The following is a 14,634-nucleotide window of genomic DNA, read 5'->3' as shown; positions in this document are numbered from 1 at the left end:
CTATTCCTCCACGACACCGCCGACCCGACGCAGATGTTCCCGGAACGTCAGCGTCGGGTTTTCGGCGCGCTGGGCCAGGAATCCGTCGAAGCCGACCTGGGACCGCAGCGAGCGGCCGCCGCGGATCCGCTCGGCCTGCCGCCGTTCCTTGTCGCGAATGCCTTCTGCCAGCTGGAAAAGATCCTCGGCGTGCGCGGCCGGGATGAAGACGACGCCGTCGTGGTCGCCGAGCACCAGGTCGGTCGGGTCGACCACCCACTCCCCCATCCGCGCCGACGCCAGCGCGTCCGCCGGCCGCTCCTCGACGCGCAGCGGCCCGGTCGGCAGCGAGCCGAGGCTGAACACCGGCAGCCCGATCGCCCGCACGTCGGCGGTGTCCCGGTGCAGGCCCCAGATCACCACGCCGGCCAGGCCGGCGGTCTGCGCCTCCTGCACGATCAGGTCGCCGACGCAGGCGTGGTCGAGTTGGCCGCCGTTGTCCACCACCAGCACGTCGCCGGGCTCGGCCGACTCGTACGCCTCCAGGAACACGTCGACGCTGCCGGCGTGGCGGGCCGGCAGCACCCGCCCGACGACCTTGTCGCCATCGCCGACCGACCGAAGTCCCAGGCACCGCACGGGAAGCTCGGCCCGCACGCAGGCGTCGGCGACGTGCGCGGTGGTCAGCGTCTCGAACCGTTGACGAAGATCCATGCCCCGACAATAGGACCGGGGGCACACCGGTACCGACCGATGTGCCCCCGGTACACCGTCACTTCGTGACGATGCGCTCCCCCGGGAAGATCAGGTCCGGGTCCAGCAGCGAGGCCGGGTTCAGCTCGACGAGCCGCTGCCAGCCGCCGGCGACGCCGAGCCGGTCGGCGATCGCGCTGAGCGTGTCACCGGCCTGGATCGTGTAGTCGCCGGCCGGGTTGTCCACAGACGCCGGCAGGGCCTTGACAACGGCCGGCGCGGACTGGGCCGAGCGGTGGACCGGCGCGGAATGCCGTGCGCCGCCGACGCAGTTCGGCCACGCGCCGGTTCCCCTGGCGCGCACCACGTTCTCGGCGACCCGGATCTGCTCCTCGCGGCTGGCGCCGTCGGGTGAGCCGGTGCCGCCGTTGGCCGCCCAGGTGCCCGGCGAGAACTGGAGGCCGCCGAGGTAGCCGTTGCCGGTGTGCGCGGACCAGTTGCCGCCGCTCTCGCACGCGGCCACCGCGTCCCAGTTGACCCCGGAATCGGCCGCGGCGAATCCCGCCGCGGGTCCGATGGTGAAAGCAAGTGCCGCGATTCCGACTGCGGAACCCGCGGCGATACGCCGATTGACTCGACGAGGAGACATCGTCGCCTCTTCCGCCACGCCTCACGCCAACGCGTTCTCCGTCCGGCGGTTCCCTTCACGCGACAACGTGACCCGATCCGGTTTCCGGACGGAGCTGGGCGCTCGCCGGATCGGTACTGCGGGGCCGTTCTCCGGCCCCGCGACAACGTAACAGCGCCTTCGGACCAGGCAAGGATATTCGCCGGCTATCGTGTCGCGATCAAAACGTGATCAGGCAGGTCCGAAACATATTCGATCTTCCGAATTCGACACGCCGAATCACCCGAAACGGTGGTGTCGCACCTTGTGAAAGTGACGTGGCACACAGGACGTAAGACTTCGATCACAACCGACCGGCCGTCGCAGGCGTAGAAAGGGATGACGGGGACGCGGCGAGGCGGGAAAGTGGGTGACGTGACGGGAACCCGGTGGCGGTGGGCGGTGGTGGCCGCCGCGGCGGCGGCGCTGGTGGCCGCGCCGGTGGTGCTGGCCGCGCTGCCGGCGTCCGCGCGGATGGACCCCGGCGCGCTGCGCGCCCGCATCCTGGCCACGGCGACCCTGCCGTACCAGGGCTACGCCGAGAGCACCGGCTCGCTCGGCCTGCCCGACCTGCCGAATCTGTCCGAGGTGACGTCGCTGCTCGGTGGCACCACGCGGCTGCGCGCCTGGTACGTCGCCCCGCAGCACTGGCGGGTCGACGAGATCACCGGCGTCGGCGAGCGCGACACGTACGCGGCGCCGGGCAGTCAGTTCGTCTGGGACAACGGGCAGAACCAGTACACGCAGGTCGTCGGCGACGAGCCGATCCGGCTGCCGCGCGGCGCGGACCTGCTGCCGCCGGACCTGGCCCGCCGCGTGTTGCAGACCGAGGACAAGGTCGCCGCGCTTCCGGCGAAGCGCGTCGCCGGCATCGACGCGGCCGGGCTGCGGGTGACGCCGACCGATCCACAGACCGCGATCGGACAGATCGACATCTGGGCCGATCCGAGCAACGGCCTGCCGCTGCGGGTCGAGCTGACGGCGAAGGGCCAGCACGCGCCGGACATCGTCACCGCGTTCCAGACCGTCGACACGCAGCGCCCGGACGACGACGTGATCACCCCGAAACCCTCGCCGGACAGCGGTTTCACCATCACCGACGCCCCGGACGTGATCGGCGCGCTCGGCCAGTTCCCGCTGCCGCCGCAGCTGGCCGGCCGGGCGTTGCAGACCGACCGGGTCGGCGGCGGGCGCGGCCTCGGCTTCTACGGCACCGGTCTGTCCGCGTTCGTGGTCGCGCCGCTGCCGCGCGACGTCGCCGGCGGCGTCGTGAACGCGATGGGCAAGGGCGGCGCGAAAACCGTGACGCTGCCGCAGGGCCAGGGCACACTGCTCACCATCACGCCCCTGTCCGTGCTGGTCGAACGCACCGGCCGCCGCTCGTACATCCTCGCCGGCGTGGTCGATCCCGCGCTGCTCACCCAGGCGGCCGCCGAGCTGTCCCAGCTGCCCAGGAGGCGCCCATGATCGTCACGCGTGCGCTGACCAAGCGCTACGGCTCGGTGCTCGCCGTCGACGCCGTGGACCTGAACGTGCGCGACGGCGACCGCTACGGCTTTCTCGGCCCCAACGGTTCCGGCAAGACCACCACCGTGCGCATGCTGCTGGGGCTGGTCTTCGCCACCAGCGGCGAGATCGAACTGTTGGGCGAGCGGATGCCACGCAACGCCGCCGAGGTGCTGCCGCGGATCGGCGCGATGGTCGAGGGACCGGCGGCGTATCCGCATCTGTCGGGGCGCAGGAATCTGTCGCTGCTCGACGCCAGCGGCCCCGGCGGCAGCCGCCGCACCCGGCGCGCGCGGATCGAGGAGGCGCTGGAACAGGTCGGGCTCGCCGGCATCGACCGCCGCCCCGTGAAGGCGTACTCGCTGGGCATGCGCCAGCGCCTCGGTCTCGCCGCGGCGCTGTTACGCAAGCCCCGCCTGCTCGTCCTCGACGAGCCGACCAATGGCCTGGATCCCAAGGGCATCCACGAGATCCGGGACCTGCTGATCGAGCTCAACAAGGCCGGCACCACCGTGTTCCTGTCCAGCCACCTGCTGTCCGAGGTCGAGCACCTGTGCACGCGCGTCGGCATCGTCGATCGCGGACGCCTTGTCCTGGAAGAGGAACTGGACACCGTGCGCGGCGCCACCGGCCTGGTCGAGGTGCGCAGCCCCGACGCCGCCGACGTGGCGTCCATGCTCAACGGCCAGCTCGTCAGCCGTGACGGAGAGAACTTGCTGATACGACACGGAGATCCAGCCGCCCTGAACACGACGCTGGTGGCCGCCGGGCTACGGATCGCGTCGATCACCGAGCAGCGGCGCACGCTGGAGCAGGTGGTGCTGGAAGTGACCGGCGCGGGCTCGGACCGGGTGGACGCGCCGTGAGGGCCACCGAACCGGCACACGCGGACTCGGAAGGCCCTGCGCTCATTGGCGGTGCGGCACACAAGAAGGCCATCCTTCGCCCCGCTCGGAGGGTCGCCGCGTGATCGCCGTCGAACTGCGCAAACTCGTGCTGCGGCCCCGGATCTGGGTCAACATCCTGCTGCTCTGCGGGCTGCCCCTCATCGTCGGCATCTTCCTCAAGACCGCCGACTTCGCGCCACCGCCGGGGCAGGGCGGCGCGTTCCTGTCCGCCGTGCGGGGCAACGGTCTGCTCTTTCCGGCCGCGGCCCTCGCCTTGGTGCTGCCGGTTTTCCTGCCGCTGTCCGTGGCGGTGGTGGCCGGCGACTCGATCGCCGGCGAGTCCGTCGGCGGCACCCTGCGCTACCTGCTGATCCGCCCGGTCGGCCGGACCCGGCTGCTGTTCGCGAAGATCATCGCGCTGGTGGCGTTCGTGCTGCTGGCGATCGCCTGCGTGGTGGTGTCGTCGCTGGTGGTGGGCGTGATCCTGTTCGGCACGGGGACGAGCGCGGCCGGCGGGGCGGCGGCGGGCGCCGCGACGTCGCTGTCCGGCGTGTCGCTGACGCAGGGCCAGCTCGCGGCCCGGCTGCTGTACTCCATCGGCTACATCGTGGTGGCCATGATCGGCTTCGGCGCGATCGGGCTGTTCCTGTCCACGCTGACCAGTTCCTCGCTGGGCGCGGCGCTCGGCGCGTTGTCCATCCTGATCACCAGCGCGGTGCTGCAAACCCTGGACGCGGCCACGGGCGTGCGACCGTACCTGCCGACGAACTACTGGCTCTCCTGGATCGACTTCTTCCGCGACCCCATCTTCTGGGACTCCATCGACAAGGGCCTCCTGTTGCAGGCCGGCTATGTCGTCGTCTTCTTCGGCGCCGCCTGGGCCAACCTGGCCACCAAGGACATCACCTCCTGATCCCTCGATTCCGTCGACGTGGCTCGGTCATAGGGACGGGTAGCCGGAAGTCGGGTGTCACATTCGCGGGCGCCGCGGTGTCTTCATGGATGACCAGGCGAAGCCCACAGGAGGACAGCATGGCGGTACGCATCCCGAAGGCAGAGCTCCCCACCGAGCTCCGGGACGCTATGATCAATCAGCTCGGGTCCGTGCCCGAGCCCATCGCGGTGTCGTACAACAACCCGCCCGTGGCGGAGGCCAACTCGGAGTACTCGGCCAGGGTGGCCACGTGGAACGCCTGCGACGCGAGCCTCAAGACGTTCGCGCACATGGCCGTCGCAGCGCAGATCGGCTGCAGCTGGTGCCTTGACATCAACTACTTCCTGGCGCTGAACCAGAACCTCGATCCGACCAAGGCCAGCCAGGTCCCGAACTGGCGCCAGGCGGACGTGTTCGACCCGCTCGAGCGAGAGGTGCTGGAATACGCCGAGGCGATGACCACCACCCCGACGACCGTGACCGACGAGATGTCGGCGAGCCTGCTGAAGCAGCTCGGCGCGGCGGCGTTGGTCGAGCTCACCACGTTCATCGCCTTCGCCAACATGGCAAGCCGGTCCAACACCGCGAACGGAATCACCTCGCAGGGCTACTCCGACTCCTGCGAAATCCCGTTGGCCAAGCGTGCCGTGGTGGCGGACGCATGACGGACGATCCGTTCGTCGTCCACCGCGGCCTGCTGTTCACGGTCGCCTACGAAATGCTCGGCTCGGCGTCCGATGCGGAGGACGTGCTGCAGGATTCCTGGCTTCGGTGGGCGGACGTCGATCGAACACAGGTGCACGATCCGCGCGCGTATCTCGTGCGGATCGTCACCCGGCAGGCGCTCAACCGCCTGCGAACGCTGTCCCGCAGCCGCGAGGACTACGTCGGTGAATGGCTGCCGGAACCACTGCTGACCAGTCCTGACGTCGCCGAGGACGTCGAACTCGCGGAAAGCGTCTCGATGGCGATGCTGACCGTGCTGGAAACGCTTGCGCCGGTGGAACGGGCGGTGTTCGTGCTCCGCGAGGTCTTCGACCTGCCGCACGGCGAAATCGCCGAGGCCGTGGGAAAGTCTCCGGCTTCGGTGCGCCAGATCGCGCGGCGGGCCCGCGACCACGTCATGGCCCGACGGCCCCGGGTGCGGGTCAGTCCGCCGGAACAGCAAGCCGTGATGGAACGGTTCCTGGCCGCACTGGGCACCGGTCGGTTGCAGGACCTGATGGACGTCATGGCGCCGGACGTGGTCATGATCGCCGACGGTGGCGGGGTCGCGGCCGCCGTGCTGGCCCCCGTGCACGGGTCGGAGGCGGTGGCGGCGGTGCTCGCCCGTGCGAGCCGATCCGCTCTCGTGTCGACGGCCACGTGGCTCAATGGTGCGGTCGCGGCTCGGATCGACGTGGCCGGCGAGCCCGCCGCGGTGAGCGTCGTGGTGGCGGACGGTCGGATCACCCACATCTATCTGGTCCGGAATCCGCTGAAGCTGACGCGGCTGGACCATCAGGCGAACCTCGCCAGGTAGAGCCGGCTTCTCCCCGCTGGGCAAGCGCATCCTACTCGCCCGCTAGTCGAGTTCGACACACCTTTCCTGCCCGAAAACGCATTTCGGTGTGTCTGTGAGCGCGACTCGCGGGGGTTCAGGGGCAGGTGGTGGGGGTGGTGAGGGTGGGGGCCTGGAGGGCGTTGATCACGAGGGTGATGACGCGGGGGTCGGTGGGGAGTTGGGCGTGGGAGACGGTGGCGCCGGGACAGACCTGTTGCAGGGGGAGGTTGACGGCGTCGGGGAGGCGGGCGGAGTCCGCAGGAGTGACGGTCTGGTCGTCCTGGGTCCAGATCGACAGCCACGGCAGCCCGGCGGCGCCGGCGACGGGGGCCAGCACGGGACTGCCGGGAACGAGTTGCTGGCAGGCGGTGGGGCACGAGCCGGGGGCAAGCGCCCCGCCGGCGGCGGCGAGCTGGGTGCCGTGCAGGGGCGACCCGAGGGTGATCACCCGCCGGGCCTTCCGCGCGCCGTCGTCGTTGGCGACCCACAGCCGGGCGACGACACCGCCGGCTGAGTAGCCGACGATGTCGACGGACGGGCTGCCGGCCGACAGCGCGGTTTCGACGGCCTTGTCCAGCACGGAAACCTGCTCGTTCAGGTCGCCGGTGCCGTCGCCGGGCAGGGTCAGCACCTCGGCGTTCCGCCCGTCGGCATGGATACGGTCGGCCAGCGGTTGCAGCGAACTGCGGTCACCGCCGAAGCCCGGCACGAGCACCACGGTCCCGGGCCGATCGGGGGCGACGGCGGTCGCCGGACCGGGCCACAGTCGCGCGGCGACGACGACCCCGAGCGCCACGACCACCGCCGCGACCAGGGCAAACAGCATCCGCCGCCGGGGACTCAACGCTCGCCAGTGCACACTTCATCATCCGGTCACGCCGGCAGTCCGGCAACTATCGAGCAGTCCCAACAACTTTCCGTGCACGCCGCGAGGCGCGGCCAGGAACGACCGCTCCCCCACGGTCCACGGCTCGCCGGTAACGGTGGTGACGAGTGCCCCGGCCTCGCGGGCCATCAACGCCCCGGGCAGCAGGTTGGTGTCGTCCCGGCCGAACTCCCAGAACGCGTCGATCCGGCCGGCGGCGGTGTCGGCGATCTGCCACGACGTCGGCCCGAAGCTGCGCACCGCCCCAACGGACGGCAGCACAGCGGACAGGGAGCGGCCCGCGGCGGCAACGGCTGACTGATCGTCGGCGACGGTGGGGGGGCTGGTTGGTGGCGAGCAGGCAAACCGACAGATCGGTCTTCGTGGACGGCGTGATCCGCACGCCGTTGCGGAAGGCACCGCCGCCGAGTGAGGCGCTGTACGTCTCGCCGAGCACCGACGAGTGCAGCACGGTGGCGACGGGCTCGCGGTCCCGCATGAGCGTCACACTCACGCACCACTGCGGCAGCCCCTGGAGGAACTGCACGGCACCGTCGATGGTGTCGACGACCCACACGTCGCCCACCGCGGGAATCTCGGCGCGCATCTCGTCCGCCCAGCGCACGCCCGGTCGCAGCGGCTCCAGGTGCTCGGCGAGCAGCGCGGACGCCGGCTTGTCGACGGCGTCGAAGATCGCGGCGAACTCGGGCCACGAGTCCGGCTTCACGAGCGGGGGCCGCTGCGTCTCGACGAAGGAGGCGACGGCTTCGGCGGCGGAGGTCATGCGCTCGATGAGTTCCATACCCAAACTCTCCACCCAGTTGGCGGATCCAGACTGTCACGAACGCCCAATGTGAGCGAAACTGCTTATTGTGACGTCTGAGATGGCGGTTGAGGTCCTCGACGAGCGCGATCTGCAGCTGATCGAGGCACTCCAGTGCGACGGCCGGCTGACGGCCGAGCGGGCCTCCGAGGTACTGGGCATCAACATCCGGACGGTGCGGCGACGGTGGTCGGCGCTGCTCGGCGACGGCACGATCCGCGTGACGACGGTCCGCGAGCGCCCGCCGGGTCTAGGCGCGATGCTGCTCCGCATCAAGGTGTTGCGCGGCAAGGTGGACGCCATCGCTGCCGCGCTGGCGGCCCGCGACGACGTGCCGTTCATCGACCTGACGGCGGCCGGCGACGAGATCAGCGCGGTCATGTTCACACACGCCAGCACCCGCAGCGGCCTGCTCCACAATCTTTTGCCCGCAACGAAGGCCGTCACCTCGGTCGAGGCGAAGACCGTCTTGCACGTGTTCGGCGAGGCCCCCGAATGGCGGCTCGGCGTGCTCACCGATGAGGAACGCCATGCCCTGACAGCAGCTCCAACCGGTACGTCCACAGTGGACGACACAGACCTGTCTGTTCTGGCCGCGCTCGACGACGACGGCCGCGCCTCGGCGGCATCCGTGGCTGAGCGGACTGGCCTGCCGGAATCGACCGTGCGCCGCCGAATCGCGGCACTCGCCCGGACCGGGGCGCTACGCACCCAGGTGCTGTTCGATCCCCGCCGCGCCGGCCTCGTGGTCGACGCGAACCTCTGGATCCAGGTCGAACCGTCCCGTTTGGACTCGGTAGGCCGCGCCATGGCCGAACATCCCGCCTCGCACGGCACGGTCGCCACCACCGGCCAGACCAACCTCCAGGTCGCCGTCTGGGTGCGCGACCTCGACGAGCTCTATCACCTGGTCACCCGCGACCTCGGCGCACTGGGCGTGCACTCGGTGGACACGGTGCTCGTCGGCCGCGCCGTCAAGCGCCCAGCGACGCCACCGCGGCCTCGGTCTCCTCGGTGATCAGGTCGAAGTTGATCGCCGCCGCGGCCCGCACGCCGGCCGCCGCCGCGCCGATCACCTGCTCGGCGAGGTTCGTCACGTTGCCGGCGACCCACACGCCCGGCACGGACGTCGCCTCGCCGTCGGCTGGGACGAACCGCCCCGCCGGGTGGTCCTCGGCGACAAGCCCAAGGCCCGCCAGCACGTCGGCGTTGGACATCATCTTCGTCGCCACCACGAACGCCTCGTGGTCCAGGTCGTCCAGGCTCCGCACCGGCCCTTCGACGACACGAATGCCCCGCGCCTCGAACTGCCGGCGCTGCGCCTCATCGAGTTCGACGATGTCGTTGGGATAGAAGGTGATGTCGGCGCTCCACTGCCGCCACGTCAGCGCCTGGTGCACGGACAGTGGCCCGCCGCCGATGACCCCGATGTTGCGATCCCGCACCTCCCAGCCGTGGCAGTACGGGCAGTGCAGCACATCCTTGCCCCACCGCTCCGCCACCCCGGCGATGTCCGGCAACTCGTCGGTCAACCCGGTGGCGACCAGCAGCCGCCGACCCTCCACTGTGGATCCGTCGGCCAGCTCCACCGCGAAGCCGGCGTCCGTGCGAGAGGCCTTCACGGCCTCGCCCCGTCGGATCTCGCCGCCGTAGCCCTCGACCTCGGCCCGGCCGATCCGGAGCAGCTCGAACGGGTTGACACCCTCGCGGCCGAGGTAGTTGTGGGCATTCGAAGCCGCTGCGTTGCGCGGCCGGCCGGCGTCGATCACCAGCACCGAACGACGGGCCCTGCTCAAGGTCAGCGCCCCGCTCAGCCCAGCGGCACCGCCGCCGATCACGATCACGTCGTAGCTATCGTTCATGGTGCGATGATGCGGACGCCCGGCGAGTTTCGGCAACGAAACTTGCTGGTTCGGCAACAAGGAGCGGCAGTGGTCGACATCACCGACATCGAGGCGGCGGCCGAGCGGATCGCCGGGCACGTGCTGCGGACGCCGACCGTGCCCAGCCCGGGCCTGTCCGCCCTGCTCGGCGTGCCGGTGACGGCGAAGCTGGAGCTGCTCCAGCGCGGCGGCTCGTTCAAGGTGCGCGGCGCGGCGTCGAAGCTGCTGGCGATGACCGACGCCGAGCGAGCCGCCGGCGTGGTGGCGGTCAGCGGCGGCAACCACGCGATCGGCGTCGCCGTGATGGCCGGGGCGCTCGGCGTCGCCGCGACGGTCGTAATGCCCAAGTCCGCGCCGGCCCGTGCCGCCGCGGCGGCGCGCAGGGCCGGCGCGGACGTCCGGTTGACCGAGGACATGGCGAGCGCGTTCGCGTTGATGGACCAACTCCAGCTGGACGGGCTCACGCTGCTGCACCCGTTCGCCGATCCCGTTGTCCTGGCCGGACAGGGGACGGTCGGGCTGGAATTCGGCCAGGACGCCGGCGAGTTGACGGACGTCCTGGTCAGCATCGGCGGTGGCGCCCTGATCTCCGGCGTCGCCGTCGCACTGCATGCACAGCGGCCGGGAATCCGGGTCTGGGGCGTGGAGACCGAAGGCGCGCAAGCGATGACCGACGCGCTCGCCGCCGGCGGTCCCGTGACGACCACACTGACGTCGTCCGTGTCCACGCTCTGCGCGCCGACCGTGTCGCAGCTGACCTACGACCATGTGTCCACTGTGGTGGAAGAGGTGCTGCTGGTGTCGGATTCCGATGCCATGCAAGGGACTCTGGATCTGGCCGACCACGCGAAGGTGTGGGCCGAGCCGGCCGCCGGGTGCCTGCTGCCCGCGGCACGCCGCGTGCTGGACAGGATCGGACCCGACGCCCGGCTCGGACTGGTCGTCTGCGGCGGCAACATCGCCACCGCGGACGTGCTCAGAACTTCTGGAACGCCTTCGTGAACGCGCCCGCGCCCTGACTGATGCCGCTGCACGTCGACGAGGCCGTCTTCGTGCCGGCGCAGCCGCCGTTGTCGCGGCCCTCCGACCAGAACGACACCATCTTGATGCCCTTCGACTGGGCATGCGACACGACGCTGGCCGCGTCGGCGAGCGAGAAGATCTCGCCGGCGCTGTCGTTCTGACCGATCATGGGCGTGTTGCCCATCATCGCGAACGCCTGCGCGCTGGTCTTGCCGAACACCGACGCGACCTGGCCGGCCGCGGCGTCCACCGCCGAGTTGGACGCGTTGCCCATCTCGGTGCCGGAGGTGCCGTAGTCCATGGACATCACGTTGACCACATCCGGCGTGAACTTGTTGTTCTTGCCGGTCTTGAGCAGCGTGACGCCGTCGGAGCTCAGGCCGGTCGGGAAGGTCGGGATGGTGTAGGAGATCGACAGGCTGCGCCCCTTGCCGCTGGCCCACGTGCGGACCAGCGCCAGTGCCTTGGTGGTGCGGTCGACGTCGGTGGCGTTGGTGATCGCCGCCGCCTCGATGTCGAAGTCCAGGCGGGTGGCGTTGAACGTGGTCACCACGTTCTCGATCTGGGTGGCCGCCGCGCTCGGCGAGGAGCAGGTCGCACCGAGGTCGGTGCCGCCGTTGTCGGAGGTCCAGCCGCCGAACGAGATGATCACGTCGCCGCCGGCCTTGCGCAGGTTGCTCACCTGCGTCTGCCAGCCGGACGAGTTCGGCATCGACCACCTGCAGCCAGCGCCGTCGACGAACGCCAGCGTGAAGTACTTCGTGCCGTAGCTGCTGGCCACCGTGGTCAGGGTGGTGTTGCTCAGGCCGGTGTCCACGTACGGCGCGAAGAACTTGGCGGGGAACGCGTTCGGCGCGGCCTGGGCCGGCGCGGCGCAGGCCAGCGCGGCGAGCGCGGACACGGCCAGCGCCGTGGTGAGTCGCTTCATGCAGGGTCACTTCCTCGGTGTCGCGGCAGGGTGCGCCCACGGTGGACTAGACCAGTTCACGGTGTCAAGGGTCGACAGCGCCGCAACTTCGCGCCACAGTTGAAGTTCACATACATGCACGACAGTGGGGGAAAAGTGAACACCTCAGCGGACGGCAGCCCCGTCGAGCTCTACGCGCTGCTGCCGGACTTCGGCGAGGCGGCCCTGGTCCACGCGTCGACACCGGCCGGCGGCAGCGTGCTGGAGCTCGGCGCGGGCGCCGGCCGCGTCACGGAACCGATTGCGGCGCTGGGACATCCGGTCGTCGCCGTCGACAACTCCGGAGAAATGCTCGGCCATGTCCGGAATGCCGAGACCGTCCGGGCCGACATCGAGACGCTGCGGCTCGACCGCCGCTTCGACACGGTGGTGCTGGCGAGCCACCTCGTCAACACACCGGACGCCGAACTTCGGCGGGCATTGCTTGCCACGGCGGCACATCACGCCGCCGGACGGGTGCTGGTCCAGTGGCATCCGGCGGCCTGGTTCGACACCGTGGACTCCGTGCCGCGCCCGGCCGGGCCGGTGGAGATCGCCGTCCGGGACATCGTCCGGGACGGCGATCTCCTGTCCGCGACCGTGCACTACGACTCGGCCGACCGCCACTGGGAGCACGCCTTCACCGCGCAGCGACTGTCCATAGCGGACCTTGAGCTGGCACAGGTCGGTCTACGGTTCGACGGATGGCTGACCGAGGATCAGACGTGGTTCGCGGCCAGGCCGAACCACCGTTCGAACGCCGCTTCTACCCCCTCGGCGGACGACGCCCAGGCGACGTAGCCGTCCGGCCGGACCAGCACCGCGGCCGGCACGCCCTCGATCGGGTCGGCGGTGATCACGTCGACCGCTCCCTGGAAGCGCGACAGGCCGCCGGTGAAGTCCAGCAACAAGGGGCGCGCAGTACGGGAGAGTTCCGCGAGCCGGAGGGAACCGTCGGGCGTCACGAGTTCCAGCGGCGGCACGAACTTGCCGACGAGCGGATGCGGTTCGTCGACACCCATGTCGTAGCGGACGTCCGAACCGGCAATCTGCTCAGCGAACCTCCGCACGGTGGCGGCGTCGTTGAACAGCTCGCCGAACACCGTGCGCAGCGCCGTCACATCCGAGCCGGGCGAGAGCAGGGCGTTGGTCGCACCCGCATACAGGACAACGCGTTCGGCGGCGGCGCGGCGCTCCGCCTCGTACGTGTCGAGCAGCCCCGCCGGCGCGCTGCCGTTGATCTCGGCGGCGAGCTTCCACCCGAGGTTGGCGGCGTCCTGCATGCCGAGGTTCAACCCCGCGCCGCCGTGCGCGAAGATGTGCGCGGCGTCGCCGAGCAGGAACACCCTGCCGTCGCGGAACTTCGCGGCGATGCGGGTGTTTCCCTTGCTGAGCTTGTTCATCAGGTGCGGGCCGTCGCCGCTCGGCTCGCCCAGCGGCACCTCCACACCGAGCACCCGCCGCACGCTGGCCCGCATCTCGTCCATGGTCAGCGGTTCGTCGCCCGGCGGCTCGTCCCACTCGGTGGTGGCGATCGTCGGCGGGTGATCCGGCAGCGGCGCGTAGGAGAAGCTGCCCTGCTCGGTGCGGATGCCGACGAACGGGAACGCGACGCCGTGGCCGGGGATCTTGAGCCCCTGCGTGGCCGGGTCGATCCAGTCGGCCGGCACCACGGCGTGCGCCATGCGCAGGGTGCGCCGGTCGTAGGTGACGCCGACGAAGTCGATGCCGGACAGCTTGCGCACGGGGCTGTGCGCACCGTCCGCGCCGACGAGGTAACCGGTGCGCAGCTCGTAAGCCCCGTCCGGGCCGGCGATCGACGCGGTGACGCCGTCGTCGTCCTGGTTCAGGCCGACGAGCTCGTGGCCGTAGCGGATCTCGACGCCGAGTTCGAACGCCCGCTCGGTCAGCACCTGGACGATCTTGCGCTGCGGCACCGGCAGCACGTAGAGCGGGCTCTCGTCGAGCAGCCCGAGGTTCAGATACATTCCCGCGTAAGGGAAAAACCCGCTGTTGGCCAGCGGCGGCCCCGGCTTGCCGGCCAGCGCCTCGTACAGGCCGCGGTGGTCGACGAGCCGGACCACCTCGCCGACCAGGCCGTTGGCCTTGGGCGCGGTGCTCGGCTCCGGCAGCGCCTCCAGCACCACCGGCCGCACGCCGGCCAGCGCCAGCTCGCACGCCAGCATCAGCCCGTTCGGGCCCGCGCCCGAGATGATCACGTCCATTGCTCCCCCTCCGGCACGGGCAGCCCGCGCCCGATGTCGTCGAAAACCTTGTCCAGCACGGGAAGCACCGACCCGGTCGGGTCGTTGAGCATCCAGTGCCGCATGGCGGTGGCGATGCCCGCGGCCACCACGGAGGCCGCGAGCTGCGGGAACAGGTCGCGGTCGACGTCCAGCCCGAGCCGGTCGGCGATGGCCGCCGCGAACTCGTCCTTGGCCAGCGCGTCGGCCCGCAGCAGCTCGGCGTGCAGCGACGGATGGGCCAGCACGAGCTTCACCCGCTCCATGTAGGCGTCGTCGCGGGTCTCGCCCGGCGCGGACGTCACGCTGGCCTTGGCCGCGGAGATCACCGCTTGCCAGAACGGCTCGTCGGCGGGACGCGACCGCAGCTCGTCGACGATGAACAGCGCCCGCTCGAGGTGGCTGGCCGCGACGGCCTCCGCCTTGCTGGCGAAGTAGTTGCGGAACGTCCGCTCCGACACGTTCGCGGCGGCGGCGATGTCCTCGACGCCGACCGCGTCCCAGCCGCGCTCCACCAGCAGCGCGATGGTCGCCCGGCTCAGCGCCAGCCGCGTCTCGCGCTTCTTCCGCTCCCGCAACCCGGTCATGGGCACACGGTAGCCAGAATCTTGCCAAGTTGGCAAGATTGCCAAAACGGTAAGT

General features: G+C 70.6%; 16 protein-coding genes and 1 pseudogene. 8 read left to right on the top strand and 9 right to left on the bottom strand.

Going from position 1 to position 14,634, the window contains the following annotated elements; translation table 11 throughout:
• Window positions 1-693 (bottom strand): RraA family protein, encoded by a 693-nt coding sequence (locus BCF44_RS41735; RefSeq protein WP_116180035.1) that lies wholly within the window; start codon window positions 691-693, stop codon window positions 1-3.
• 58 nt (window positions 694-751) lie between these two features.
• Window positions 752-1,321 (bottom strand): LysM peptidoglycan-binding domain-containing protein, encoded by a 570-nt coding sequence (locus BCF44_RS41730; RefSeq protein ID WP_116180144.1) that lies wholly within the window; start codon window positions 1,319-1,321, stop codon window positions 752-754.
• Window positions 1,322-1,714: 393 nt separating this feature from the next.
• On the opposite strand from BCF44_RS41730, the gene BCF44_RS41725 reads away from it, so the two are divergent.
• From BCF44_RS41725 to sigJ, 5 genes are all read left to right on the top strand, one after another.
• On the top strand, window positions 1,715-2,806 hold the full coding sequence (locus BCF44_RS41725; RefSeq protein WP_246016114.1) for a hypothetical protein: 1,092 nt from the start codon (window positions 1,715-1,717) through the stop codon (window positions 2,804-2,806).
• Window positions 2,803-3,711, top strand: a complete 909-nt coding sequence (locus BCF44_RS41720; protein WP_116180033.1) for an ABC transporter ATP-binding protein — start codon at window positions 2,803-2,805, stop codon at window positions 3,709-3,711. The genes BCF44_RS41725 and BCF44_RS41720 overlap by 4 nt, the downstream gene beginning before the upstream one ends.
• A 100-nt stretch (window positions 3,712-3,811) precedes the next feature.
• The gene (locus BCF44_RS41715; protein WP_116180032.1) at window positions 3,812-4,645 is read left to right on the top strand and encodes an ABC transporter permease; all 834 of its coding nucleotides are present in this window, start codon (window positions 3,812-3,814) and stop codon (window positions 4,643-4,645) included.
• 119 nt (window positions 4,646-4,764) lie between these two features.
• Window positions 4,765-5,331 (top strand): carboxymuconolactone decarboxylase family protein, encoded by a 567-nt coding sequence (locus BCF44_RS41710; RefSeq protein WP_116180031.1) that lies wholly within the window; start codon window positions 4,765-4,767, stop codon window positions 5,329-5,331.
• The gene (gene sigJ / locus BCF44_RS41705; RefSeq protein ID WP_116180030.1) at window positions 5,328-6,188 is read left to right on the top strand and encodes an RNA polymerase sigma factor SigJ; all 861 of its coding nucleotides are present in this window, start codon (window positions 5,328-5,330) and stop codon (window positions 6,186-6,188) included. The genes BCF44_RS41710 and sigJ overlap by 4 nt, the downstream gene beginning before the upstream one ends.
• Before the next feature lie 115 nt (window positions 6,189-6,303).
• Here sigJ and BCF44_RS41700 read toward each other — a convergent pair whose 3' ends face one another.
• From BCF44_RS41700 to BCF44_RS58775, 3 genes and pseudogenes are all read right to left on the bottom strand, one after another.
• Window positions 6,304-7,035: an esterase/lipase family protein gene (locus BCF44_RS41700; RefSeq protein ID WP_116180029.1), complete on the bottom strand. Its 732-nt coding sequence runs from the start codon at window positions 7,033-7,035 to the stop codon at window positions 6,304-6,306.
• 39 nt (window positions 7,036-7,074) lie between these two features.
• Window positions 7,075-7,356 carry an inositol monophosphatase family protein gene (locus tag BCF44_RS58780; RefSeq protein WP_281283205.1) on the bottom strand — a complete coding sequence of 94 codons (282 nt, stop codon included), beginning with the start codon at window positions 7,354-7,356 and terminating at the stop codon, window positions 7,075-7,077.
• Between the two features lie 91 nt (window positions 7,357-7,447).
• Window positions 7,448-7,858 (bottom strand): annotated as a pseudogene (locus tag BCF44_RS58775) (inositol monophosphatase family protein); the annotation flags it as partial.
• Window positions 7,859-7,958: 100 nt separating this feature from the next.
• On the opposite strand from BCF44_RS58775, the gene BCF44_RS41690 reads away from it, so the two are divergent.
• Window positions 7,959-8,915 carry an Lrp/AsnC family transcriptional regulator gene (locus BCF44_RS41690; RefSeq protein ID WP_116180028.1) on the top strand — a complete coding sequence of 319 codons (957 nt, stop codon included), beginning with the start codon at window positions 7,959-7,961 and terminating at the stop codon, window positions 8,913-8,915.
• On the opposite strand, the gene BCF44_RS41685 is transcribed toward BCF44_RS41690, so the two are convergent.
• Window positions 8,872-9,759, bottom strand: coding sequence for an NAD(P)/FAD-dependent oxidoreductase (locus BCF44_RS41685; RefSeq protein ID WP_116180027.1), 888 nt, complete (start codon window positions 9,757-9,759; stop codon window positions 8,872-8,874). The genes BCF44_RS41690 and BCF44_RS41685 overlap by 44 nt on opposite strands.
• Before the next feature lie 69 nt (window positions 9,760-9,828).
• Here BCF44_RS41685 and BCF44_RS41680 point away from each other — a divergent pair, with 69 nt between their 5' ends.
• Entirely contained in the window at window positions 9,829-10,782 is a 954-nt protein-coding gene (locus tag BCF44_RS41680; RefSeq protein WP_116180026.1) for a threonine ammonia-lyase, read from the top strand.
• Here the strand turns inward: BCF44_RS41680 and BCF44_RS41675 are convergent.
• Window positions 10,757-11,731, bottom strand: coding sequence for a chitinase (locus tag BCF44_RS41675; RefSeq protein ID WP_116180025.1), 975 nt, complete (start codon window positions 11,729-11,731; stop codon window positions 10,757-10,759). The two genes, BCF44_RS41680 and BCF44_RS41675, sit on opposite strands and share 26 nt — an antisense overlap.
• A gap of 135 nt (window positions 11,732-11,866) precedes the next feature.
• On the opposite strand from BCF44_RS41675, the gene BCF44_RS41670 reads away from it, so the two are divergent.
• A complete protein-coding gene (locus BCF44_RS41670) occupies window positions 11,867-12,550 on the top strand; it encodes a class I SAM-dependent methyltransferase (RefSeq protein ID WP_246016113.1) in 684 nt (227 codons plus the stop codon).
• On the opposite strand, the gene BCF44_RS41665 is transcribed toward BCF44_RS41670, so the two are convergent.
• The gene (locus BCF44_RS41665; protein WP_116180024.1) at window positions 12,469-13,974 is read right to left on the bottom strand and encodes an FAD-dependent monooxygenase; all 1,506 of its coding nucleotides are present in this window, start codon (window positions 13,972-13,974) and stop codon (window positions 12,469-12,471) included. The genes BCF44_RS41670 and BCF44_RS41665 overlap by 82 nt on opposite strands.
• Entirely contained in the window at window positions 13,965-14,579 is a 615-nt protein-coding gene (locus tag BCF44_RS41660) for a TetR/AcrR family transcriptional regulator (protein WP_116180023.1), read from the bottom strand. The genes BCF44_RS41665 and BCF44_RS41660 overlap by 10 nt, the downstream gene beginning before the upstream one ends.
• Between the last annotated feature and the right edge of the window lie 55 nt (window positions 14,580-14,634).

This window comes from Kutzneria buriramensis (genome assembly GCF_003387475.1).
Lineage (GTDB): Bacteria > Actinomycetota > Actinomycetes > Mycobacteriales > Pseudonocardiaceae > Kutzneria > Kutzneria buriramensis.
This window is presented reverse-complemented; position numbering and strand designations above follow the sequence as displayed.

Coding starts and splice junctions, on each gene's coding strand:
- BCF44_RS41735 (WP_116180035.1), bottom strand. CDS start 693: ATGGATCTTCGTCAACGGTTCGAGACGCTGACCACCGCGCACGTCGCC.
- BCF44_RS41730 (WP_116180144.1), bottom strand. CDS start 1,321: ATGTCTCCTCGTCGAGTCAATCGGCGTATCGCCGCGGGTTCCGCAGTC.
- BCF44_RS41720 (WP_116180033.1), top strand. CDS start 2,803: ATGATCGTCACGCGTGCGCTGACCAAGCGCTACGGCTCGGTGCTCGCC.
- BCF44_RS41710 (WP_116180031.1), top strand. CDS start 4,765: ATGGCGGTACGCATCCCGAAGGCAGAGCTCCCCACCGAGCTCCGGGAC.
- sigJ (WP_116180030.1), top strand. CDS start 5,328: ATGACGGACGATCCGTTCGTCGTCCACCGCGGCCTGCTGTTCACGGTC.
- BCF44_RS41700 (WP_116180029.1), bottom strand. CDS start 7,035: ATGCTGTTTGCCCTGGTCGCGGCGGTGGTCGTGGCGCTCGGGGTCGTC.
- BCF44_RS41690 (WP_116180028.1), top strand. CDS start 7,959: ATGGCGGTTGAGGTCCTCGACGAGCGCGATCTGCAGCTGATCGAGGCA.
- BCF44_RS41685 (WP_116180027.1), bottom strand. CDS start 9,759: ATGAACGATAGCTACGACGTGATCGTGATCGGCGGCGGTGCCGCTGGG.
- BCF44_RS41675 (WP_116180025.1), bottom strand. CDS start 11,731: ATGAAGCGACTCACCACGGCGCTGGCCGTGTCCGCGCTCGCCGCGCTG.
- BCF44_RS41665 (WP_116180024.1), bottom strand. CDS start 13,974: ATGGACGTGATCATCTCGGGCGCGGGCCCGAACGGGCTGATGCTGGCG.
- BCF44_RS41660 (WP_116180023.1), bottom strand. CDS start 14,579: ATGACCGGGTTGCGGGAGCGGAAGAAGCGCGAGACGCGGCTGGCGCTG.